Genomic DNA, 22,096 nt, shown 5'->3' on the forward strand with positions numbered 1-22,096 from the left:
TCGGGTGTTGCGGCAGCGTGCCGCAGCAGTCGATTCAGTCACATTTAATTGGTATTTTGGAGATTCCCTTTGATGCAAGCACTGTCCTCGAGCGCCGAATTGAAGAGCCCGCTTGCCGCGGCTCTGTGCACGGCTATGAGCGGCATCTGCTCATCCTCTCTCTCCAAACTGCCGCAACGTTGGTGGCGGGTGTAGCATCGCCCGCCGCAAGCACAATTTTTCTCATCCGAACGATGGGCGGGCGCTTCGAAATGAAGGCGTACCGCCCTTTTTGCTTCCGGCACGGCGACACGACCTTCAAAGGTGAAGCGCCTATTCATCACAGATTTCATCAGTGATTCCGGAGCCGTCATGACGAATGCTGCTTTCCTCACACTTTCGCATTGCGAACACCTTTTAAAGTACACCAAGCGAGCTGCTGCCCTGACTGCTGCCGCTGCGTCCGCAGCGCTCATTCTTGCTGCCTCGCCGGCCGCACAAGCCAAACACATTACGGTCGCGCTGTCGGCAGCCTTCACAACACTCGATAGCTACGATTCGCCTGACACCATCACAAAAGCCGTGGCACGAGCCGTTTATGAAGGGCTCTTTACTTTTGATAACGACATGAATCCGGTGCCGCTTCTCGCAGAAGGGTATGAGCGCAGTGCCGACGGATTGACTTATACGGTGCGTCTGAAAAAAGGCGTGCAGTTTCACGACGGCACAGAATTTGACGCCGAAGCGGTGAAACTCAATTTTGACCGAGTGCTTCGTCCCAATTCCGGCCTCACCCGCCGAGCGATCTACACCTTCATTGACACGGTGAAGGTCGTCGATAAATACACGGTGCAGTTCACGCTCAAGTATCCGCACGGCGGCTTCATCCGGCGTCTGGCCATGAATAACACAATGATGGTCTGCCCAAGCCTCATTAAAGCCGCCGGCGGCAACAAAGCGGGCCTGGCGCTGAAAAGCTACGGCACGGGCCCTTACATTCAGGAAGAATTCAATCCGAGCGAAAAATTCGTCGTCAAAAAGAACCCAAATTACCGCATCAAGGGTCTGCCTAAGCTCGACGGCATTACCTTTATTCCCGTTCCGGAAAACTCTACGCGCGCCGCAATGATCCGTACCGGTGAAGCTGATTTCATCACAACGGTGCCGCTCGAGCAGATCAAGTCGCTAGAGGCCGACGAAACCCTCAATGTGACGGCGATCCCGTCGATCATGCAAAAGCACCTCGATCTCAACAACTTCTTTAAACCCTTCTCTGACAAGCGTGTCCGTCAGGCGATCAATTACGCGATCAATAAGGATGCCTTGGTGAAGGTGGCCTACAACGGTTATGCTGTGCCCCAGTACGGCATTCTGGCAAGTCAATATCCGGGGGCCGTCAAGCTTGGACCGTGGCCCTATAACCCCCAAAAGGCGCGTGAACTGCTCAAGGAAGCGGGTTATCCCAACGGCTTTTCCACAATTCTGTGGTCAGGCTACAACGACACGACCTCCGGCAAGGTCGTGCAGTTCCTGCAGCAGCAGCTCGCGCAGGTCGGCATCAAGGTGGAAACGAAGCTGCTTGAACCGGGCGTGCGCACCGAACTGATCCTTCACGTCAAAGGAGCGGCTGACTCTAAATCGCGGCTTTTTTACATCGGCTGGAGCGACGGCTCATTCGACCCCGATCAGGTGCTTCGTCCGATTCTTCACAGTACGCAGCAGCCGCCCGTCTATATGAATACGACCTACTACGCCAACAAGCACTTTGATGAACTCATCGACAAAGCGTTGGTCGAACCCAATGAAGCCAAGCGCAATCAGCTTTATGAAGATGCGCAAAAGACCGCTTGGGAAGATGCGCCGTGGGCATTCCTCCTCTTTGAGATGTCCACCGGTGCTTCGAACAAACACCTGAAAAACTTCAACATGATGGTCGATCAGAGTTTCGAGTTCTATAACGCTGAATGGGTTGAATAACACACCTATGCGCCAGGCTGCCAAATGCCAATTGCAGCCCTCCATTTTTTCTTCTCCCATGCCGCGCTCGCCGTCTCGGACACCAACGAGCGCGGCGCGGCTCTTAAAGCGCCGGCAGCAGCTCTGGAAGCACGGCGAATAAAAGAAATGCATCTGAAAAGCCGACCGACGCTCGAGCACGTCGACGGCATCAGTGTGGTCCTTTGAGAGCGCAGCGATCAAAAGCGTTGCTAAAGCGCTCATCAAAGATACCTACCTGTTTTCACGCTCTGCGCAAATTTCAGCGTTCTGTGCCTGCAGCGGTACAATTTAAGAATTGTGCCGGCGGATTTTCGTTCCGCCCGGGTGCGTCCATGCTTTCGGATGCGCCGTTCGGCCAAACCTTTCCAGCCGCCGGCTTTATTGAATCAGGAGATTTTCACAATGCGTCTTATCCTCATCGGACCGCCGGGCGCCGGCAAAGGCACGCAGGCCAAGTTCATCTGCGAACGCTTCGGCATTCCGCAGATCTCTACAGGCGACATGCTGCGTGCCGCCGTCAAGGCCGGCACTCCCCTTGGTCTGGCCGCTAAGGCCGTGATGGAAAAGGGCCAGCTCGTCTCCGACGACATCATCATCGGCCTTGTGAAGGAACGCCTCGCTCAGCCCGACTGCGCCAATGGCGCCCTCTTTGACGGCTTCCCCCGCACAATTCCGCAGGCTCGCGCCCTGATCGACGCCGGCATTCCTATTGACTACGTTCTTGAAATCAGCGTGCCTGACGCTGAAATCGTTGAGCGCATGTCCGGACGCCGCGTGCACCCGGCGAGCGGCCGCACCTATCACATCAAGTACAACCCGCCGAAGGTTGCGGGCAAGGACGATGTGACGGGCGAAGATCTCGTGCAGCGCGAAGACGACCATGAAGATGTCGTCCTCAAGCGCCTGAAGGTCTACCACGACCAGACAGAAGCCCTTGTGGACTTTTATTCCAAGCTTGCCCAAAGCGGCAGTGAACATGCTCCGAAGTACCGCTCGATCAGCGGTCTCGGCGCTATTGATGCCATTACCGCGCGCGTTTTCGACGCCCTGAAGTAATTCACAGCTGCATCCTCTCGCAGAGAGGGTGGACGAAAAGGTCCGACGGTTTGTGCCGTACGGACCTTTTTTATCGGCATTTCTCCTGTCCTGCAGCGGAAGGTTTTCGTTTATGCAGACCGCCGCCTGTACCGGTGCTATCGTTGTCGACGCTCTGCTTTCACTTGCAAGGACATGCTGAGATGACCGAATGCGTTGACTGCGCCTTTTGCGCGCCGCTCACGGACGCCGAACGCGACCAAATTTTCCAAGCCCTTCTCGAAATCGTCGGCCCCCGCGGGCTCGTTACTGCTCCGGATGAAATCGCCGCAGCGTCCCTAGACTCACGCCGCCGCCGCCAAGGCAGCGCTCTGGCACTCGTTCGAGCGGCCTCCACAGAGGAAGTATCTGCCGTTGTGCGCTTGGCTGGAGAATGGGGACTCTGCATCGTGCCGCAATGCGGCAACACTTCAACCGTGGGCGGCGCAACACCGGAACCAGAAAGCCCTGCCAACCGCCGCACGATCATTCTCAGTCTCTCCCGCATGAACCGGATCCTCAGCGTTGATCCGGTCAATGCTGCAATGACGGTGGAAGCCGGCGTCATTCTCGCTAAAGCGGCCGAAGCGGCCCGCGAAGCAGGTTACCTCTATCCAATTTCTCTGGCAGCCGAAGGCACCGCCGAGATTGGCGGAACGCTTGCCGCCAATGCCGGCGGCGTTCATGTGGTGCGTTACGGCATGGCACGGCGCAGCTGCCTCGGCATTGAAGTCGTGCTCGCCGACGGACGAGTGGTAAACCTCATGCGCAGCGTCCGCAAAGACAATACCGGCTACGACCTCCGAGACCTTTTTATTGGCTCTGAGGGCACATTGGGAATCATCACGAAAGCCGTACTCGACTTATCTGCGCTCCCTGCCGGACGCCTCACAGTTTGGGCGCCGCTCGGCAGTCTTGAAGCCGTGGAAAAACTTTTCCAGACGGTCGAAAAATTCGCCGGCTCCGCGCTGACTGCATTCGAACTCATGTCCGAAGCCTCCCTCGACTTCGTCTATGCCGAGGGACGCACATCGCCCACCACGGCAAAGTCTGATTGGACAGTGCTTTTTGACCTCGCGCTGACGGGGCGCGACGACCCCGACAACATGACGGAAGGTCTGATTGAAGCACTCGAGCCGCTCTTTGATTCCGGTGATGTGCTCGACGCTGTGCTCGCCAAAAACGAAGATGAAGCTCAGGCGCTCTGGCAGCTGCGCGAAGAAATTCCCACGGCTGTTCGGTCTTCGGGCGGAAACATTAAAAATGACATCAGTGTCCCGCGCGGCAGTCTCTGCCGCTTCATTCGGGAAACCTTTGCCGAATTCGAGGAAAAAACGCCGTGGCTCGCCCCGGCCGTTTTCGGTCATTACGGCGACGGCAACCTGCACTTCAACCTTGGGAACCGCCCGGAGCTGGGCAAGGGGTTCTGGAAGCAGCACGAACGTGAAGTCCACCGCATGGTGAACGACGCGGTCATCCGTTTCGGCGGTTCCGTTGCGGCCGAACACGGCGTTGGAGCAAAGGCAGCGCTTCTCGAACGCACGAAAGATCCGGTAGAGCTTGAGCTCATGAAGACCATCCGCGCCGCACTCGATCCTAAAGGCATCCTCAATCCCGGACGTGTTGTGCGTTGGCCCGACAACGTCTGGCGTAATCCAGCGGAAGCGTGGGATTAAAAGATGCTTAAAGATTGATTTACATATATTTCATGCAATTGGCGATGAATTCGGAAAAGTCCCTATCTGCGTCTGCGCAATTCATCGCCATCCGTTCGATAATGAGGCACTTTTTTATCAATGCGCCTCTTTAAACGTACGCGTCATGCATCAATTCAAACTTCAGCGGTCGACCATTGCCGTCGGCCTTGCCTGTGCTGCTGTCCTTACGCTCTCGGGCTGTGCAGCCACATCGATCACTGGCTCAACCGCCGTGCCGGCTGCCGAAGCATCGGCAAAGAAAATGAAGGCGGAGCCCGTCAAGATCTCCATGCCGGTAGTGGATGCTTTCCGCGGCAGCGGCATCTTCTTTTTCGATGACAATGTCCGTTCCAGGCTCTACATCTCCGACACGATTGCAGTAAATGGACGACTGCCGCTCAAGGAAGAAGCGCCTCGCGGCGTTGCCAAAGGCTTCACCTGGGGAGCTGGTGCCGCAACCATTCTCCGCAACGGAGAGCCGCAGCCTCTGACAAGCCCGCAGGCCTTGTCTGTTGAAAAGTCCGGCAATGTGCGTCTGCACTACCCGCCCTTGAAGGCTAAAAATGCCAAGCCGATGAGTTTGAGCATCAAACTCATTGCTTATGACCTCTCGGGTCTCCCTATTGGGCCATACCTCAAAACCCGAGCGGGCAAATCGACTCCTGCTGGTTGGCTGATTGCCAATCGCTATGTCTTCCCCGAAGGCTCGGTGGGCTATCGAACCGTCGCGTCGGTTGATGAAACCGAAGTGCTCGTTCCGACCCAAAAAGCCTTCACGGGCTCAGCCCAAATCGAAGACTTTTCCCAGCGCTTTGCCAAAGATATTCCCTATTGCCTGCGCTTCATTCCCAACCGTGATGCCGAACCTTTGGGGCTGCGGTTCCCAAAGGCCATCGTCAAGCAGACGAAGACCGTAAAGCTCACCCGCGGCCGCACCCGCACGGAAGAAGTCGCACAATCGGGTGAAGCGATGCTCTATCCGGTAAAGAAGAACACCCTTTTTTGCGCAGCTGAAGGCAGTCAGACCGCAGCCGCACAGTGGAATCTCCAATATGTGAACGGCACTCGGGTCATTTCTTTCACCTTCCCCGACGAAGTCTCCCCCGCCAATTACGGTTTTCTCAAAACGCACCGCGATGCCCTTCGTCTTGCCTTTGCCGAAGAACGCGTGAAGCAGCGCGGAAAGACCACTACGCAGGTTCGTCCTGCCGCACTTTGGCTTGCCGGCAAACCCGTGCTTGATGAGCAGTGGCGCTTCAACGCCGTAGCCGCCGACGCGGTTTCGGATGCCATTCGTCTGACGGCAGATCAGCGCGCGGCTTGGGAAGCCGAACAGAAAGCGCAGAGCCGGGCAAAGTAGCCGCGCGAAGCTTTCTGGCATTTAGAGAGGCCTGAGGTTTTTCTGGACCTCAGGCGCCGGCCAAGCGTCTCCATCAAAAATCTGTGCCGAACGCCTCACGCCAGGCTCGGCGGTAGAGATTGGGCCCTTCAGCTTTGATGATCTTCGGATCCGCGAGCGTTCGACGCCACACGCGTGCGCCCGAAAGCCCCTGACAGAGCCCATTGAGGTGCCGTGCAAATGCGCGAGTCACATGCTCATCGGCGGCATAGTACTGCTCTACTTCTGCCTCAACAGCCGCAATCACCGCTTCGCGGGTGAGTGTGCGGCAGCTTTCACCGTAAAGCACACTATCGACCTCAGAAAGCATCCAGGGCGTCTGATAGGCCGCACGTCCGACCATCACGCCGTCAATGCGAACGCCATCGTGCACTTCGTCGAGCAGTGCACGGCATTCGGCTGTCGTTTTGACGGCACCATTGAGCACAATCACTGCGTCGGGGAAATCGCGCTTAAGCTCCCAAGCGCGGCTGCGCATGAGGGGCGGCACTTCCCGGTTTTCTTTGGGCGAAAGCCCCTGCAGCCAAGCGGCACGCGCATGAACAATGAAGGTGCGGCAGCCCGCATCGTAGACCTCACCCACAAAGTCCCGCACAAAGCCGTAATCCGAACGCTCATCGACGCCAATACGGTGTTTGACCGTGACGGGCTTATCCGTTGCATCACGCATGGCACGCACGCACTCTGCCACGAGTTTCGCGTCAAGCATCAGACAGGCGCCGAAACTCCCCTTCTGCACGCGCGGTGACGGACAGCCGCAGTTCAGGTTGAATTCATCGTACCCATAAGGAGCCGCTGCCTCCACGGCGAAAGCAAGCTCTTTGGGATCAGACCCGCCCAGCTGCAGTGCAGTGGGTCCCGCTACGCGGCTGTTGCCGAGCAGTGCATCACGGCTGCCAAAGCGAATAGCTCCGGTTGTCACCATTTCGGTGTAAAGCCGGCCTCGGCGCGTCAGCAGCCGCTCAAAGAAGCGGCACGGACGATCCGTCCAATCCAACATGGGCGCGACACAAAAGAGCCAGGGAGAGGCTTCTGAGGGCGTATTGGGCGTTAAAGAAGGCGTTGCGTTGTCGTTCATCAAAATCTTTCAGCGTCTGGTCTGAAGGTTATTTTTTGCAGAAATGAGCGCTTAAGAGAGCCCCGGAGAAAAAAAGAAAAGCGCCCGAGCCGCACAGAGAGCGGAACGGACGCTTGGTATCAGCGGCAGGCTTCATCGAGAGACTCACCGCATTGCGGCTCGTCTTCAGGTGCCGAGCACTTCACCAGAAACATAGAGCCAATGCCCTTCCTCATCTCGGCGAAAATGCGAATGCTCTTCCATTTTGAGTGCGCCGTGCGCCGTTCGAGCAACGGCTCGAAAATGCACTTCGCCGCTTTGTCCGTCGGCGGCCGTTGAATGCCCGAGCACTTTAAGCTTCATCCACTTCGGCCGGGCTTCCCCTGGCTCAAAGAGCCTTGAGGGCCGCGTTTCCGGCGCCCAGGTGGCGAGCACATATGCATCGTCACCGCAGGCATAAGCGCTGTAGCGGCTTCGCATCAAGGCTTCCGGCGTCGGCGCCCCGAGCGCCTGACTGCCGCCGCTCAGATAGACGCCGCAGCAATCGGCGAAGCGTCGGCCGCTGCCGCAGGGACAGAGGCCGACGCTGAGGCTGCTCTTGGCCTTAGGCAAATTCTTTGCCTTCGGCACGAGCAGCACGCTTACGCTCGAAGTCCTTGAGGTAGCGCTTACGCAGACGAATCGTCTTGGGCGTGATTTCCACGAGCTCGTCGTCGTTAATGAATTCAACGGCGGATTCAAGCGTGAGCTTCACCGGCGGAACCAGACGAATCGCTTCGTCGGAACCGGAAGCACGAATGTTCGTGAGCTGCTTGCCGCGAATCGGATTCACGACAATGTCATTTTCACGGGAATGCTCACCGATGATCATGCCTTCGTAGAGCTCGTCGCCCGGATTGACGAACAGACGGCCGCGTTCCTGAATCTTCCAGAGCGCATAGGCCACTGCGGCACCGTCGTCCTGCGAAATAATCACGCCGGAGCGACGCTCGCCGACATCACCCGTCTTGATAGTCCCGTAGTCGTCAAAGACGTGACTCATGATGCCCGTGCCGCGACACATCGTCATGAACATGCTCTGGAAGCCGATCAGACCGCGAGCCGGGATGCGGTATTCCAGACGCACGCGGCCCTTGCCGTCGGGTTCCATGTCCTGAAGGTCACCGCGGCGACGGCCGAGTTCTTCCATCACGGCACCCTGATGCTCTTCTTCAACGTCGACCGTCAGGAGTTCATACGGCTCCATCTTGACGCCGTCGACTTCCTTGATAACAACGCGCGGGCGGGAAACGGCCAGTTCATAGCCTTCGCGGCGCATGTTTTCGAGCAGAATCGTAAGATGCAGTTCACCGCGGCCGGCGATTTCCCAAACGGTCTCATCGGCGGTAGGACGCATACGCATTGCAACGTTGGACTTCAGTTCGCGTTCGAGACGTTCGCGAATCTGACGCGAAGTGACGAACTTGCCTTCACGGCCGGCGAGCGGCGAAGTGTTCACCTGGAAGTTCATCGTAAGGGTCGGTTCGTCAACCGTGAGCATCGGAAGCGCTTCCGGATGATCCTTGTCGGTGATCGTCGTGCCGATATTGAGTTCTTCAATACCAGTCACGAGGATAATGTCACCGGCCTGAGCTTCGTTGACTTCCTTGCGTTCAAGCCCTTCGAACTCAAGAATCTGATTGATCTTGGCGCGGCGGGGCGTACCATCCGGACCGTCCATGATGGCCACTTCGGAGTTCGGATAGATGCGGCCGCGGTGCACGCGGCCGACGCCGATTTTGCCCACATAGGTCGAGTAATCGAGCGAGCAGATCTGCAGCATCAGCGGACCGTCGGGATTGTCGTCGCGAACCGGAACGTACTTGATAACCGCGTCAAAGATCGCACGCATGTTGCCGATCTTCTTGAGCTCTTCGACGTTGTCAGTCGTGCCGGCATAGCCGTTGAGCGCCGAGGCGTAGATCACCGGGAAGTCGAGCTGATCTTCCGTCGCGCCGAGCTTGTCGAACAAATCGAATGTCTGGTTAAGGACCCAGTCCGGACGAGCGCCCGGGCGGTCGATTTTATTGACAACGACAATGGGCTTAAGCCCCTGTGCGAGTGCCTTGCGGGTAACGAAGCGCGTCTGCGGCATCGGGCCTTCAACGGCATCAACGAGCAGCAATACGCCGTCGACCATCGAGAGGACGCGCTCGACCTCGCCGCCGAAGTCGGCGTGACCCGGGGTGTCAATGATGTTAATGTGCACCCCTTCATATTCAACTGCGCAGTTCTTGGCCAGAATGGTGATGCCGCGCTCGCGTTCGATCGCGTTGGAGTCCATCACGCGCTCTTCAACCTGCTGGTTGGCGCGGAAGGTGCCCGCACACTGAAGAAGACGGTCGACCATTGTGGTCTTGCCGTGGTCGACGTGGGCGATGATCGCAATATTGCGGATAGCTCGAGTCATGGGAATCTAATGTTGAAGGTTCTAATAAAAATGGATCAATGTTCTACGGTAACGAGCCGTTCGGGCTCCAGCACGCCGCGGTCACCGACTAGGGCAGTGCCCAGAAGGCCGCGGCGGGGGCCGTAGACGCGGGTGCGCCCGCGTGTTGTAAGGCCAAGCGCCAGGCGCTGGCCGCAGAGAAAACGCGACTCGCCCGCTTCGTCAAGGTCGACGCGGGCAAGCGAAAGGATAAGCGTATCAGCGGGCAAGAGTTTAGCGCGCACCGCCTCAGGTGTGCCGAGCGTACGCAGATCTTCAAGCGTTGTCGCGTTGTCAATCATCAAATAACCAACACGCGTACGGCGCAGACCGATCAAATGAGCGCCGACGCCGAGTCGGCGGCCGATGTCTTCGGCCAGCACGCGAATGTACGTGCCCTTGGAAACCAAACACTTCATGGTGAAGGCGCCGTCGGCAAAATCCGAAATGGAGAGCTCGTGAATCGTCACGCGGCGCGGTTCGCGCTCTACGACTTCGCCTCGGCGAGCGAGCGTATAGAGGCACTGGCCGTCCTTTTTGAGTGCTGAATGCATCGGCGGAATCTGTTCAATTTCGCCTAAAAATGCGGCCGCCGCCTCGCGAACCATGTCTGCGGTCACACCCGACGCATCGAACGTCTGTGTGACGGTGCCCGTGCGGTCCCCCGAATCGGTTTCTGCTCCGAGCTGCACGCGGGCTTCATACCCTTTTTCAGCATTGAGGAGGTCTGCCGAATACTTCGTTGCATTGCCGAAACATAACGGCAGAAGACCTGTTGCCATGGGGTCGAGTGTGCCGGTGTGTCCCGCTTTCTGTGCATTGGCCAGCCGGCGCACGATTTGCATCGCTGCGTTGGACGAGAGACCTTCGGGCTTGTCAAAGAGCAGAACGCCGTCGATCGGATCGCCTTTTTTCTTCATGCGGTGCTCCAAATCAGTCGGCGTCGCCGGACTTTGCAACGGCCTGCTTGATAAGCGCATCCATTTCGAAGCCGCGCACCGTACTCTGGTCATGGGCAAAATGCAGCGTCGGCACCGTATGAATGTGCAGGCGCTTAAAGAGAATGCTGCGCAGCATCCCCGCAGCGGCATTCAGACCAGCAGCAGATGCAGCCGGGTCGCTCCCGAGCACCGTGAAGTAGACCTTTGCATGCGCATAGTCCGGCGTCACTTCGCAGCCCGTAATGGTGACGAGTCCCACGCGGGGATCCCGCACTTCCTGCGGAATCAATTCCGCGAGGTCGCGTGCGATCTGCTCGCCGATGCGCTGAGCGCGGCCGGGTTTGACATTCTTCATAAAAAATTCTTTCAGCGTTAAATCGCCCGGAAGGAGGACGCATTCTCTGCGTGAGAGCATGCGCACTGTCTGCCGGGCGGGAATGATACCTGCCGGGAGCGAAGCAACGCCCCCAGCAGCGCAGTTTTGCGGATTTTGTCCGCAGGGAAGAGCACGCTTAGAGCGTGCGGGCAACTTCCGTCACTTCGAAGACTTCAAGCTGGTCGCCCACCTTGATGTCGTCATAGCCCTTAAGCGACAGACCGCATTCCTGACCGGCCTTCACTTCGCGGACATCGTCCTTGAAGTGCTTCAGGCTGGCGAGCTCGCCCGTCCAGATGACCACGTTGTCGCGCAGGAGCCGCACGTTCGCATTGCGGCGAACCACGCCTTCGAGCACGCGGCAGCCGGCGATGTTGCCCACCTTCGGCACGCGGATGATCTGACGAATCTCGACGAGACCAAGCGCCGTTTCGCGCTTCTCGGGCGAAAGCATGCCCGAGAGCGCAGCCTTCACATCGTCCACAGCATCGTAAATGATGTTGTAGTAGCGGATGTCAACGCCTTCGGCCTCTGCCACCTTGCGGGCCTGCGCATCAGCACGGACGTTAAAGCCGATGATGACGCCCTTGGAAGCGGCCGCAAGGTTCACGTCGGACTCGGAAATACCGCCCACGGCAGCGTGCACCACGCTCACGCGAACTTCGCTCGTCGAGAGCTGCGTGAGGGCATGAATCAGCGCCTCCTGCGAACCCTGAACGTCGGCCTTGATGATGAGCGGCAGCGTCTTGGCTTCGCCTTCACCCACATCGCTAAAGAGATTGGCGAGGTTCGTCGCATGCTGCTTGGCGAGCTTCACGTCGCGGTATTTGCCTTGACGGAAGAGCGCAATTTCGCGGGCCTTGCGTTCGTCAGAGAGCGCGATCACTTCGTCGCCCGCCTGCGGCACACCGGAGAGACCTTGAATTTCAACCGGGATCGACGGACCAGCGGACTGCTGAGCTTTGCCGAATTCGTTCAGCATGGCACGCACGCGGCCAAACTCGGCGCCGACAAGCACCACATCGCCGCGGTGCAGCATGCCGGACTGCACAAGGATCGAAGCGACCGGGCCGCGCCCCTTGTCAAGACGAGATTCAATCACCAGACCTCGAGCCGGACCTTCGTTGGGCGCCTTGAGTTCAAGCATTTCGGCCTGCAGCAACACATTCTCGAGCAGCTCGTCCACGCCCTGGCCAGACTTGGCTGACACGGGGCAGAACGGCACATCGCCGCCGTACTCTTCAGGCAGGACGCCCGCATTGACGAGCTCCTGCTTGACGCGGTCAGGATTGGCCTCGGGCTTATCGATCTTATTGATCGCCACCACCAGCGGCACGCCGGCAGCGCGGGCATGCGAAATAGCTTCGAGCGTCTGGGGCATCACGCCGTCGTCAGCCGCTACCACCAGAATGACGATGTCAGTCGCCTGAGCACCGCGGGCGCGCATGGCCGTAAAGGCTTCATGCCCCGGGGTATCGAGGAACGTAATAATGCCGCGCGGCGTTTTCACATGATAAGCGCCGATATGCTGGGTAATGCCGCCCGCTTCACCCGCAGCGACCTTAGCGCGGCGGATGTAGTCGAGCAGCGAGGTCTTGCCATGGTCAACGTGGCCCATGATCGTAACAACCGGCGGACGCGGACGAGCAGGATACTCTTCCTTCGTTTCGAGTTCGCCCAAATATGCTTCCGGATCATCGGCCTTAGCAGCAATCGCCTTGTGGCCCATTTCCTCGACGACGAGCATCGCCGTATCCTGATCGAGCATCTGGTTGATCGTAACCATCTGACCCATCGTCATCAGCGTCTTGATGACTTCCGTAGCCTTCACGGACATCTTGTGGGCAAGATCGGCAACGGAAATCGTTTCCGGCACCTGCACTTCGCGCACGACATTTTCTGCTGGCTGCGGCGCGGGCTCGTTCTGACGATGACGATCCTGACTGCGGCGGCCGCGGGCGGTACGCCAGCCAGTCGACTCGTCGCCGGAATCGCCGCGCGTCTTGATGGAGCGATGTGACCGATTTTCCTCGTCCCAGGCGCCGTTGCTGCGGTTAGCGTTGTTGCGGCTGCCCTTCTTGTCGCCATGTCCCTTCTTTTCCGCGGCAGGCGCAGCGGCCGGACGCGTGGCGTTGCTGCGGCGCGGCTGCTGCTTCTTCTCACCCGCATTCTGACGAGACTGACCGTCTTCAGTCTTCTGAGCGAGCTTCGCTTCAGGCTTGGGTTTTTCTTCCTTAACGGGCTTTTTAGCCGTCAGAACACCGGCCTTGCGGCTCATCATTTCGCGGATGCGGCGGGCTTCTTCTTCGGCCTGCCGGCGAGCATCGTCACGACGCTTGGCATCAGCTTCCATACGGGCAGCCGTAGCCTGCGCAACTTCAGCGTCGAGCTTGGCCTTTTCGGCTTCACGGCGGGCAGCCTTAAGCGCAGCCTCGTCGGCCGACTTCTTAGCGGCCTCTTCACGAGCCTTGGCTTCCTCGGCAAGACGCTTGGCTTCGGCCGCACGTTCGGCGGCAGCGCGGCGTTCAGCTTCTTCGCGTTCGCGGCGCGCTGCTTCTTCAGCTGCGCGGCGTTCTTCCTCGGCCTTGCGGCGAGCTTCTTCTTCGGCCTGACGCTTGGCTTCTGCTTCGCGGCGAGCGGCTTCTTCACGAGCCGCCTGCTCGATCTTCGCCTCTTCTTCGGCCTGAATCTGGGGATTCTTCATAAAGACGCGTTTTTTACGAACTTCAACCTGAATGGTGTGGGCACGCCCCGAAGCGTCGGTCTGTTTGATGACGCTCTTTTCTTTTCGGTTGATGGTGATCTTGCGCTGACTTGTCTGCGTACGCTCAATGCGCAGGCTGTCGAGCAGCCGGCTCTTGTCGGCGTCGGAAAGGACGTCGTTTTCGGCGTCCTTGGAGACGCCGGCAGCGCGCAGCTGCGCGAGAAGCGTCTTGACGGGAAGCTTCAACTCGAGCGCAAATTCTTTAACCGTCATGCTGGTCATGTGTGATGTTCTCCTTCGAATGCGGCGAGTGCAGTCGAGAAACTGCAGACGCGGTCCCTCTTCCGGGGGAGGCCGGGGAGTTCCCGCGGAGCGGAGAGCGATTCATTTGAACGCTCTTCAACGCTTCCTCGGCGGGAACTCCAGTCGCCGCATTACTGCGGGATTAGGGTTTATTGGATGCTCTGCTCGAGCGGTTACTTCTGTTCTTCGGCCTTGGTTTCAGCGGGCTGATCGGCTGATTCACCGTCGCCGAACCAATGTGCGCGGGCACCCATGATGAGCTTCTTGGCGCGCTCTTCATCAAGCCCCGTCATTTCAACGAGTTCTTCAACGGCGAGGTCGCCCAAGTCGTCAAGCGTCTTCACGCCGCGGGCAACGAGCTTATTGGCAAGATCGTTGTCCATGCCTTCGAGCGCAAGCATCTTGGGATCAGCCTTGCGAAGGTTTTCTTCTCGGGTAATGGCATCAGCAAGCAGCTTGTTGCGGGCGCGCTGACGAAGCTCTTCGATCGTTTCATGGTCGAAAGCTTCGATCGAGAAGAGTTCCTTTTCAGGCACATAGGCGATTTCTTCCACCGACGAGAAGCCTTCGTCAATCAGCACATTCGCGGCAGCCTCATCGATGTCAAGGCTCTTCATGAACTCTTCGCGGATGCGGTTCACTTCGGCAGCGCGCTTTTCGCTGGCTTCCTGAGCCGTCAGAATGTTGATCTGCCAACCGGTGAGTTCTGAGGCAAGGCGCACGTTCTGGCCGCCGCGGCCGATCGCCACTGCGAGATTATCCTCGTCAACCACCACTTCCATGGTGTGGGAGTCTTCGAGCATCACGATCGAACGAACCTTGGCGGGCTCAAGAGCGCCAACCACGAACTGAGCAGGATCGGCATTCCAGACGACGATGTCGATGCGTTCACCCGAAAGCTCCGTCGTCACGGCATTGACGCGCGAGCCGCGCATGCCGATGCAGGTGCCGATCGGGTCTACACGCTGATCGTGAGAAGCCACGGCAATCTTGGCGCGGGCTCCCGGATCGCGGGCTGCAGCCTTGATCTCAATGATGCCTTCTTCAATCTCAGGCACTTCGAGTTCGAAGAGTTTCTTGATGAATTCCGGGGAAGTGCGCGAAAGGATCACAGTACGTCCCTTCGGCGTATCGCCCACATGATCGACGTAGGCGCGAACGCGGTCGCCGGTGCGCATGTTTTCGCGCGGGATCATCTGGTTGCGCGGCAGACGCGCTTCAAGACGGCCCACTTCAACAATCGCATCGCCCTTGTCCATACGCTTGATCGTACCGGTCACGATCGTTTCGTGGCGTTCAAGAAATTCCGCGAGGATCTGTTCGCGCTCTGCGTCGCGCAGACGCTGCAGAATCACCTGCTTGGCGTCCTGAGCAAAGCGGCGGCCGGCAGAGTCAACATCCACGTTCTCAAGCGGACGTTCGATATAGTCTCCAGGCTGCAGATCCGGAAATTCATCGTGAATGTCCGAATACATTTCCTGATGATCGGGCTCCTGCAGCCCTTCTTCATCGGGCACAACGAGCCAGCGGCGCACGGCGGAAAACTCACCGGTCGTGCGGTCAACCCGCACGACAATGTCGGCGTCTTCGCCCGGGAAACGAGCGCGCTTCACGGCGCTCGCCAGAGCCAGTTCGAGAACGCCGAACACGACGTCCTTAGCAACGTTCTTTTCGCTTGCGAGCACGTCAACGAGCTCGAGCATATCGCGGCTGTTCATTGGTGTATTACCCTTTGAAATTCAATTCTACGAGGAGGTGAGCCTGCTCGACCTCTGAAAGCGGGAAGACAACGCGCACGGGCGCAGCTTCGACGGTCTGCTTTTTGCGGGCGCGCAGCGCGGCAGCGCGCGGCGTGCGGGCAATGTCGACTTCGAAGTAGTCGAATTCAATCTGCTCTGCGCCGGATTCCCCCGAAATGCCGACGATGCGGCCCTCGAGCTTGCGGCGGCCGGCTTCCGGAAAACCTTCAGCCTTAAGCGGCGCAAAGAGCTCCACCCAAGCGAGTTCTCCCGTGAAACGCTCCCAGTCACGCGCACGCTTGAGCGGGCGTTCCACACCGGGCGAGGAGACCTCCAGGCGTTCATAAGACACATCCTCGACTGTGAAGAGATGCGTGAGCTGATCACTCACGCGCTCGCAGTCTTCGAGCGAAATACCGCCGTCGCGTTCGATGTCGATCGTGACGCGAACAAGACCGCGCTGCAAACGCTCGACGTCTACCAACTCGTAGCCGAGACCTTCGACCGTCTTCTTCACAAGGGCGCTGAGCGCTCCGGATGAATTCATTGACAAAACCTTCGAAAAATAGAGACCTCGGCGGAATCGGAGCAGATACACCGACCGCCGTCGCCTCAAAACCAAAAAAAAATGGGCCTAATGCCCATTTCCCTCTCCCGTCGGCCCCAAAACGCACCGTCCAAACATTTTTCAGTGCGGATAGTTCATCATCGGAACCGCAGGCGGCGCTGCTGCGCAGTCAAATCATTCGACCACTGCAGACGCCAGAATGCGACGTCTCAAGGCATCATGCGCGCGCACGCCCTCAGGAGCGTTCGGCGCCTGTCCCTGCCGGAAGTCTTTTAACGGACGAAAATCCGTCGATTGCGAAAGGCTGAGAGGGACATTCGGTCTCCGACCCATTTGCGCCTTGTAAAGTTTTAAGACTCTACGCGCTGGGCGGCTCTGACCGGCCTTGAAGATTTTGCGTGATTTTAGGAGAAATAGTGCGGCCGCGCAAGGCACAGCCCTGCATAACATTGAGCTCGGCCTCCCGCACCTGCGGGAGGCTTTGGACACGCTGCTCTTAGAGGCGTCCGCCGCGCGGACCCCGGCCGCTCGCGCCGCCGCTGCCGCGCTTGCCGAAAGGTGTACGCTTCACCCCCTCGGAGCGTTGGCCGTCTTCCTCATTGCGCGTGCGGGAAGAGGCGTTCGACTTGCCGTAAGCGCGCTGCGTGCGGCGGTCCGACAGATCTCGGCTTTCAGAGAAAGGAACGCCCGTGCGGTCAGACTTGCCCGGCGCACCGCGGCGAGGCGCGCGTTCAGCTTCTGCAGCCTCCCGCTCAAGCCGCTCGCGCCACTTCAGACGCGCCGCAGCTTTAAGCGCCTTGACTTCTGCGGCCTTGGCAGCCGCCTCTTCGGGCGAACTGGCACGATCCATGCGGTCGAGCTCTGTAATCCAACGGCGCACATCCGCCGGATCCATTTCCTCGCGCTTGCCGCGCACCAGCCCTGGCGGCAGCTCCACAGCGCCGTATCGCACGCGGATAAGACGGGAAACCGTCAGATTCACCGACTCGAAGAGACGACGAACCTCACGGTTGCGGCCCTCGCGAATGGTCACCACATACCAGTGGTTCAACCCTTTGCCGCCCTCATCGGTGAGCGTTTCGAATTTGGCCGGACCATCTTCGAGCTCAACGCCGGCGAGCAGTTTGGCCTCATCTTCAGGCGTCAGTTCACCAACCGTACGCACTGCGTATTCGCGCTCCATTTCGTAGCGCGGGTGCATGAGCCGATTGGCCAGACTTCCCGACGTCGTAAAGAGAAGCAGTCCTTCGGTATTGAAGTCAAGACGGCCAACCGCAATCCAACGGCCGCCCGGCACGCGCGGAAGGTGATTAAAGACGCTCGGGCGGCCTTCCGGGTCGTCACGCGAAACGATTTCGCCCGCGGGCTTATGGTAAAGAAGCACACGAGGCGTGTCGGCTGCCTCGGGCGACAGACGGCGCACGAGACGTCCTTCAACGCGGATCACATCTTCAGCCGATACGCGATCGCCGAGTTTGGCAGGGTTGCCGTTCACCGTCACGATGCCCGATTCAATCAAGCGCTCCATTTCGCGCCGCGACCCCATACCGGCATCGGCAAGCGCCTTCTGCAGCTTTTCCGTAGGAGCTTCGGCGCGATCAATGGCCGCAAAAGCGCCCTGGAAATCGCCTTCAGCGGCTTTGATCTGAGCCGTCAGAGGATTCGGATCGCGCGGCTTGGGGAAGCGAGGCTTCTTCATCGGTGCGCGAAACGGCGTTCTCTTTTTTTCCGGCGCTTTTTTGCGCGTCATGGTCTTGGTCAAAATTCAGCTCCTCCTGCGTCGGCGCCGCATCAGACGGGTCGTCTAGCAGATGATTGCTCGGGTTATTGATCCCAAGCGCAAATTCTTCGGGCGCCGAATCCATCAGACTCGGCAGTTCCGTAAGGCTTTTAAGCCCCAAATCGTTTAAAAAATGCTTCGTGGTGCCAAGCAGCGCCGGTCGACCAGGCGTTTCGCGCCACCCCACCGTTTCAATCCAGCCGCGATCTTCAAACTGACGCAGAATCGCGGGATTGACCGCCACGCCGCGTATTTCCTCAATGTCGCCGCGGGTTACCGGTTGACGATAAGCAATGATGGCAAGCGTTTCCATTGCCGCGCGTGAGTAGCGCGCCGGACGCTCCTCTTCAATACGGGCAAGCCATGTCATTGCACCCTCTGCAGTGCGAAACCGCCAAGTGCCATCGGAGAGTTCCTCAAGCACCATAGCTCGATTCTCCCAGAACACCCGCAGTGACTCAAGCTCCTGCCGCACTGTCTTCGCCGACAATTCGTCGCTGAAGAGCCGCCGCATCTCCCGGATGCTGAGCGGCTTGCGCGCGGCGAGAAGTGCAGCTTCTAAAACAGTCTGCGTCGTAAATTCAGCCATCACCAACACCCTTGCCTGCGAAAGACCTTGAGAGAACGAGATATTGCACGCTCAACAAAAATTCCGAGGTCGGCAGTTTATGAAGAGTCAATCAACAAAAAACCCCGTACGGATCATCCCGTGCGGGGCTCTTTTCGAGTCTTATGGCCAGACTTTAGATCCCAGCAAATATTGCCCGGAATTGCCTGAGGCACAGTGTATGCTGGCGGAAGGGGTGGGATTCGAACCCACGATACGGAATTACCGTATACCGGATTTCGAGTCCGGCGCATTCGACCTCTCTGCCACCCTTCCGCGTCAAGAGAGAAGACGGATTGTATCTGCGCTTACAAGAAAAAGCAAGGCCGCCGACCGAGAAAAGCATTCCCGTGTTCGACGGCCTCTCTATCTCTGGCAGAGCGTCAGTACATTACTTCGCCGCCGGAACGATCTTTTCCTTGCCGTTCATGTAGGGACGCAGCGCCTCAGGAATCGTCACGGAACCATCGGCATTCTGATAGTTTTCCAACACAGCCACGAGCGTACGGCCGACAGCGAGACCGGAACCATTGAGGGTGTGAACGTATCGGGTACGGCCGTTTTCGTCCTTAAAGCGAGCGCTCATGCGGCGAGCCTGAAAGTCTTCGCAATTGCTGCAGGAACTGATTTCGCGGTAGCAGTTCTGTGCCGGAATCCAAACTTCCAGGTCATAGGTCTTGCAGCTGCCAAAACCGATGTCACCCGTGGAAAGCGCCATTACGCGATAAGGCAGATTGAGTTTTTGCAGAATGACTTCGGCATCATGGGTCAGGCTTTCGAGCTGATCGTAGGATTCTTCCGGACGGACGATCTTCACCATTTCGACCTTGTCGAACTGATGCTGACGAATCATGCCGCGGGTATCACGACCGTAAGCACCGGCCTCGGAACGGAAGCAGGGCGTATGGGCCGTGAGGAAGATCGGCAGATCTGCAGCCTTGAGGATCTGACCGGACACCGAATTCGTGAGCGTGACTTCAGCGGTCGGAACCAGATACATTTGCTCGAGATCGCTGTAGGCACCGCCCTTCTTCGCAGCAAAGAGGTCTTCCTCAAACTTGGGCAGCTGACCCGTACCGGTCATTGTGGAAGCGGTAACGATGTACGGCGTATAGCATTCGGTATAGCCTTGCTCACGCGTATGCACATCCAGCATGAACTGAGCGAGCGCGCGGTGCAGATGAGCGACTTCGCCGCGCATGAAAGCAAAACGCGCACCGGAAAGTTTGGCTGCCGTATCGAAGTCCAGACCGAGCGGAGCACCGACATCCACATGGTCCTTAACGGGGAAGTCGAACGTACGCGGCGTACCCCAGCGGCGCACTTCCACATTTTCCGTTTCATCCTTGCCGATCGGCGTGGTGGGAGAAGGCAGATTCGGCACACGCAGCATCAGATCGTGAAGCTTTTCACGGATTTCCTCGAGTTCATCCTCGAGCGCTTTAAGTTCACCCGGAATAGCAGCTGCCTGAGCGAGCAGCTCGGAAGCATCCTCCCCATTCTTCTTCATCATGCCGATGTCCTTGGAGAGCGAATTGCGGCGGGCCTGCAGCTCTTCGGTCTTCTTCTGGACAGACTTGCGGCGCTCCTCAAGTTCGTTGAAGGCGTCCACGGGGAAATCGAAATTGCGCGTCTTCAGGCGAGCCACCACTTCCGGGAGGTTCTTCCTGAGCATCGTCACATCGAGCATGTTCTTATATGTCCTAAAGGGAAAAAACAGTCCGCAGCACGCATCTGCGGGCAGCGAGCATAAGGTGAGGCGGCACAGGGCACCGCTTCGGGCTGAAATAATAATTGTCGCGGTTTCAGAGCTCTATTGCAAATCAACCTTGTCCGCGACGGCGTCCTTTACCGGCTTTCCATGCCGCTTGATTGAGTTCGGCCAAGCCCCTGAGCTTTTCTGCGATCCGCGCTTCCGTCCCGCGGTCCGTCGGGTGATACCAGCGACGGCCCTCTAAACCTTCAGGCAGATAGATTTCACCGGCAGCAAAAGCGCCCGGTTCATCGTGCGCGTATCGATAGCCCTCTTTGTATCCCAAATCCTTCATTAGTTTTGTAGGCGCATTTCTCAGATGCATGGGCACAGGACGAGATCCGTCGCTGCGAATAAAATCCTTTAACTCATTCATCGCAACTTCAATGGCATTGCTCTTTGGCGCACACGCCAAATAGACCGCAGCCTCGCCTAGCGCCAGATCACCCTCAGGACTGCCGAGACGTTCATAGATCTCAGCCGCATTGACCGCAACATCCATCGCTCGGGGGTCGGCCAAACCAATATCTTCCACCGACATACGCATCAAACGTCTGGCGATGTAACGCGGATCACACCCGCCGTCGAGCATACGCATCAGCCAATAAAGTGCTGCATCTGGGTCCGATCCGCGTACGGACTTATGAAGCGCACTGATTTGGTCATAGAAATTGTCTCCGCCCTTATCAAAGCGGCGCAGTGTTGCGGGTGTCGTTTTTCTGAGAAATGCAGCATCAATCGTCCCGATGCGGCGCTCTCGGGCCATCGTACAGCACACATCCAAAGCATTCAGGCAACGGCGGGCATCTCCGTCGGCCAGTTCAATCAAGATGCCGCGTGCTTCCGGATTCAGTGTGAGTTCGCTGAACTCCCGAGTCATGGCGCGGTCGATTAGCTCCCCGGTTTCTTCTTTGGAAAGGCTTTCGAGCTGATAGACCGTGGCTCGCGACAGCAGTGCATTAACCACTTCAAAGGACGGATTCTCCGTTGTGGCGCCCACAAAGATAAAAAGTCCAGACTCCACGTGCGGCAGGAAAGCATCCTGCTGGCTCTTGCTGAAGCGATGCACCTCGTCAACAAATACAACGGTTGGGCGCTGCGTTGCAGCCAGCGTCTGCTTAGCAGCATCGACCGCCTCACGAATGTCCTTTACGCCTCCCAAAACAGCCGATATAGCGATAAAAGGCAGATCAAAAGCATTCGCCATTAATCGAGCAATCGTTGTTTTGCCAACGCCTGGCGGTCCCCAAAGGATCATGGAGTGCGGACGATGATTCTCAAACGCCACCCGCAGCGGTGCTCCGGGTCCCAAAAGCTTCTTCTGGCCGATGACTTCATCCAAAGTCTGCGGCCGCATGCGTTCAGCTAAAGGCTTCAGTATCGGCAGTGCAGCCGAATGCTTTCCGGCGGCTCCGCGATCGTGCCTGGCAATAACGGGAGGCGATTCAGTCGTCCCAAAAAGAGATTCTTCAGTCATGGCGTCCGGATGAGCACTTGCTTTCTAAAGAAGAGGAATTGTAGCCGCAGATAGCGAAAACCCCCGCAGACCGAAATCTGCGGGGGTTCGTATAGGGAGCCTGGCGATGACCTACTTTCACTGGAAATACAACCAACTATCATCGGCGCAGAGGCGTTTCACTGTCCTGTTCGGAAT

General features: G+C 58.1%; 18 protein-coding genes and 1 tRNA gene. 5 read left to right on the top strand and 14 right to left on the bottom strand.

What is annotated here, in order from left to right:
- Positions 1 to 44 precede the first annotated feature (44 nt).
- Positions 45 to 353: a hypothetical protein gene (locus DES29_RS12350; RefSeq protein WP_147145856.1), complete on the bottom strand. Its 309-nt coding sequence runs from the start codon at positions 351 to 353 to the stop codon at positions 45 to 47.
- Between DES29_RS12350 and DES29_RS04665 the strand changes: the two genes are divergently transcribed.
- The 5 genes from DES29_RS04665 to DES29_RS04685 all read left to right on the top strand — a co-directional run bounded on the left by DES29_RS04665 (position 352) and on the right by DES29_RS04685 (position 6,108).
- Complete coding sequence (locus DES29_RS04665) at positions 352 to 1,956, top strand: glutathione ABC transporter substrate-binding protein (protein ID WP_113854508.1); 1,605 nt, start codon at positions 352 to 354, stop codon at positions 1,954 to 1,956. The genes DES29_RS12350 and DES29_RS04665 overlap by 2 nt on opposite strands.
- Positions 1,957 to 1,980: 24 nt before the next feature.
- Entirely contained in the window at positions 1,981 to 2,163 is a 183-nt protein-coding gene (locus tag DES29_RS04670; protein ID WP_021995885.1) for a hypothetical protein, read from the top strand.
- Positions 2,164 to 2,379: 216 nt separating this feature from the next.
- A complete protein-coding gene (adk, locus tag DES29_RS04675; RefSeq protein WP_005431228.1) occupies positions 2,380 to 3,033 on the top strand; it encodes an adenylate kinase in 654 nt (217 codons plus the stop codon).
- A gap of 182 nt (positions 3,034 to 3,215) precedes the next feature.
- Entirely contained in the window at positions 3,216 to 4,727 is a 1,512-nt protein-coding gene (locus DES29_RS04680) for an FAD-binding oxidoreductase (RefSeq protein WP_046446227.1), read from the top strand.
- Between the two features lie 145 nt (positions 4,728 to 4,872).
- Positions 4,873 to 6,108, top strand: coding sequence for a hypothetical protein (locus DES29_RS04685; RefSeq protein WP_021995880.1), 1,236 nt, complete (start codon positions 4,873 to 4,875; stop codon positions 6,106 to 6,108).
- Between the two features lie 73 nt (positions 6,109 to 6,181).
- On the opposite strand, the gene dusA is transcribed toward DES29_RS04685, so the two are convergent.
- The 13 genes from dusA to DES29_RS04750 form a co-directional block, all read right to left on the bottom strand.
- On the bottom strand, positions 6,182 to 7,225 hold the full coding sequence (dusA, locus tag DES29_RS04690; protein WP_021995879.1) for a tRNA dihydrouridine(20/20a) synthase DusA: 1,044 nt from the start codon (positions 7,223 to 7,225) through the stop codon (positions 6,182 to 6,184).
- 165 nt (positions 7,226 to 7,390) lie between these two features.
- The gene (locus DES29_RS04695; RefSeq protein WP_236578851.1) at positions 7,391 to 7,834 is read right to left on the bottom strand and encodes a YchJ family protein; all 444 of its coding nucleotides are present in this window, start codon (positions 7,832 to 7,834) and stop codon (positions 7,391 to 7,393) included.
- A complete protein-coding gene (gene typA, locus DES29_RS04700; protein ID WP_005431235.1) occupies positions 7,809 to 9,653 on the bottom strand; it encodes a translational GTPase TypA in 1,845 nt (614 codons plus the stop codon). The genes DES29_RS04695 and typA overlap by 26 nt, the downstream gene beginning before the upstream one ends.
- Positions 9,654 to 9,688: 35 nt before the next feature.
- Positions 9,689 to 10,591, bottom strand: a complete 903-nt coding sequence (gene truB / locus DES29_RS04705) for a tRNA pseudouridine(55) synthase TruB (protein ID WP_005431237.1) — start codon at positions 10,589 to 10,591, stop codon at positions 9,689 to 9,691.
- 13 nt (positions 10,592 to 10,604) lie between these two features.
- Positions 10,605 to 10,967, bottom strand: coding sequence for a 30S ribosome-binding factor RbfA (gene rbfA / locus DES29_RS04710; RefSeq protein WP_038025051.1), 363 nt, complete (start codon positions 10,965 to 10,967; stop codon positions 10,605 to 10,607).
- 157 nt (positions 10,968 to 11,124) lie between these two features.
- Positions 11,125 to 13,974, bottom strand: a complete 2,850-nt coding sequence (gene infB / locus DES29_RS04715; protein ID WP_021995878.1) for a translation initiation factor IF-2 — start codon at positions 13,972 to 13,974, stop codon at positions 11,125 to 11,127.
- A gap of 194 nt (positions 13,975 to 14,168) precedes the next feature.
- On the bottom strand, positions 14,169 to 15,713 hold the full coding sequence (gene nusA / locus DES29_RS04720; RefSeq protein WP_005431242.1) for a transcription termination factor NusA: 1,545 nt from the start codon (positions 15,711 to 15,713) through the stop codon (positions 14,169 to 14,171).
- Positions 15,714 to 15,720: 7 nt separating this feature from the next.
- Positions 15,721 to 16,281 carry a ribosome maturation factor RimP gene (rimP, locus tag DES29_RS04725; protein WP_005431243.1) on the bottom strand — a complete coding sequence of 187 codons (561 nt, stop codon included), beginning with the start codon at positions 16,279 to 16,281 and terminating at the stop codon, positions 15,721 to 15,723.
- 517 nt (positions 16,282 to 16,798) lie between these two features.
- Entirely contained in the window at positions 16,799 to 18,001 is a 1,203-nt protein-coding gene (gene rluB, locus DES29_RS04730; RefSeq protein ID WP_038024846.1) for a 23S rRNA pseudouridine(2605) synthase RluB, read from the bottom strand.
- Positions 17,934 to 18,671, bottom strand: coding sequence for an SMC-Scp complex subunit ScpB (gene scpB / locus DES29_RS04735; RefSeq protein ID WP_021995875.1), 738 nt, complete (start codon positions 18,669 to 18,671; stop codon positions 17,934 to 17,936). Before scpB ends, rluB begins: the two co-directional genes overlap by 68 nt.
- A gap of 203 nt (positions 18,672 to 18,874) precedes the next feature.
- Positions 18,875 to 18,965, bottom strand: a tRNA-Ser gene (locus DES29_RS04740).
- 115 nt (positions 18,966 to 19,080) lie between these two features.
- Positions 19,081 to 20,379, bottom strand: a complete 1,299-nt coding sequence (serS, locus tag DES29_RS04745; protein WP_005431256.1) for a serine--tRNA ligase — start codon at positions 20,377 to 20,379, stop codon at positions 19,081 to 19,083.
- A gap of 133 nt (positions 20,380 to 20,512) precedes the next feature.
- The gene (locus DES29_RS04750; RefSeq protein ID WP_021995874.1) at positions 20,513 to 21,919 is read right to left on the bottom strand and encodes a replication-associated recombination protein A; all 1,407 of its coding nucleotides are present in this window, start codon (positions 21,917 to 21,919) and stop codon (positions 20,513 to 20,515) included.
- Between the last annotated feature and the right edge of the window lie 177 nt (positions 21,920 to 22,096).

This window comes from Sutterella wadsworthensis (genome assembly GCF_003315195.1).
Lineage (GTDB): Bacteria > Pseudomonadota > Gammaproteobacteria > Burkholderiales > Burkholderiaceae_F > Sutterella > Sutterella wadsworthensis.

Bases quoted from the DNA above. Each gene is read 5' to 3' on its own strand.
- DES29_RS04665 (WP_113854508.1), top strand. From the start codon at position 352: ATGACGAATGCTGCTTTCCTCACACTTTCGCATTGCGAACACCTTTTA.
- DES29_RS12350 (WP_147145856.1), bottom strand. From the start codon at position 353: ATGACGGCTCCGGAATCACTGATGAAATCTGTGATGAATAGGCGCTTC.
- DES29_RS04670 (WP_021995885.1), top strand. From the start codon at position 1,981: ATGCCAATTGCAGCCCTCCATTTTTTCTTCTCCCATGCCGCGCTCGCC.
- adk (WP_005431228.1), top strand. From the start codon at position 2,380: ATGCGTCTTATCCTCATCGGACCGCCGGGCGCCGGCAAAGGCACGCAG.
- DES29_RS04680 (WP_046446227.1), top strand. From the start codon at position 3,216: ATGACCGAATGCGTTGACTGCGCCTTTTGCGCGCCGCTCACGGACGCC.
- DES29_RS04685 (WP_021995880.1), top strand. From the start codon at position 4,873: ATGCATCAATTCAAACTTCAGCGGTCGACCATTGCCGTCGGCCTTGCC.
- dusA (WP_021995879.1), bottom strand. From the start codon at position 7,225: ATGAACGACAACGCAACGCCTTCTTTAACGCCCAATACGCCCTCAGAA.
- typA (WP_005431235.1), bottom strand. From the start codon at position 9,653: ATGACTCGAGCTATCCGCAATATTGCGATCATCGCCCACGTCGACCAC.
- truB (WP_005431237.1), bottom strand. From the start codon at position 10,591: ATGAAGAAAAAAGGCGATCCGATCGACGGCGTTCTGCTCTTTGACAAG.
- rbfA (WP_038025051.1), bottom strand. From the start codon at position 10,967: ATGAAGAATGTCAAACCCGGCCGCGCTCAGCGCATCGGCGAGCAGATC.
- infB (WP_021995878.1), bottom strand. From the start codon at position 13,974: ATGACCAGCATGACGGTTAAAGAATTTGCGCTCGAGTTGAAGCTTCCC.
- nusA (WP_005431242.1), bottom strand. From the start codon at position 15,713: ATGAACAGCCGCGATATGCTCGAGCTCGTTGACGTGCTCGCAAGCGAA.
- rimP (WP_005431243.1), bottom strand. From the start codon at position 16,281: ATGAATTCATCCGGAGCGCTCAGCGCCCTTGTGAAGAAGACGGTCGAA.
- rluB (WP_038024846.1), bottom strand. From the start codon at position 18,001: ATGAAGAAGCCTCGCTTCCCCAAGCCGCGCGATCCGAATCCTCTGACG.
- scpB (WP_021995875.1), bottom strand. From the start codon at position 18,671: ATGGCTGAATTTACGACGCAGACTGTTTTAGAAGCTGCACTTCTCGCC.
- serS (WP_005431256.1), bottom strand. From the start codon at position 20,379: ATGCTCGATGTGACGATGCTCAGGAAGAACCTCCCGGAAGTGGTGGCT.
- DES29_RS04750 (WP_021995874.1), bottom strand. From the start codon at position 21,919: ATGACTGAAGAATCTCTTTTTGGGACGACTGAATCGCCTCCCGTTATT.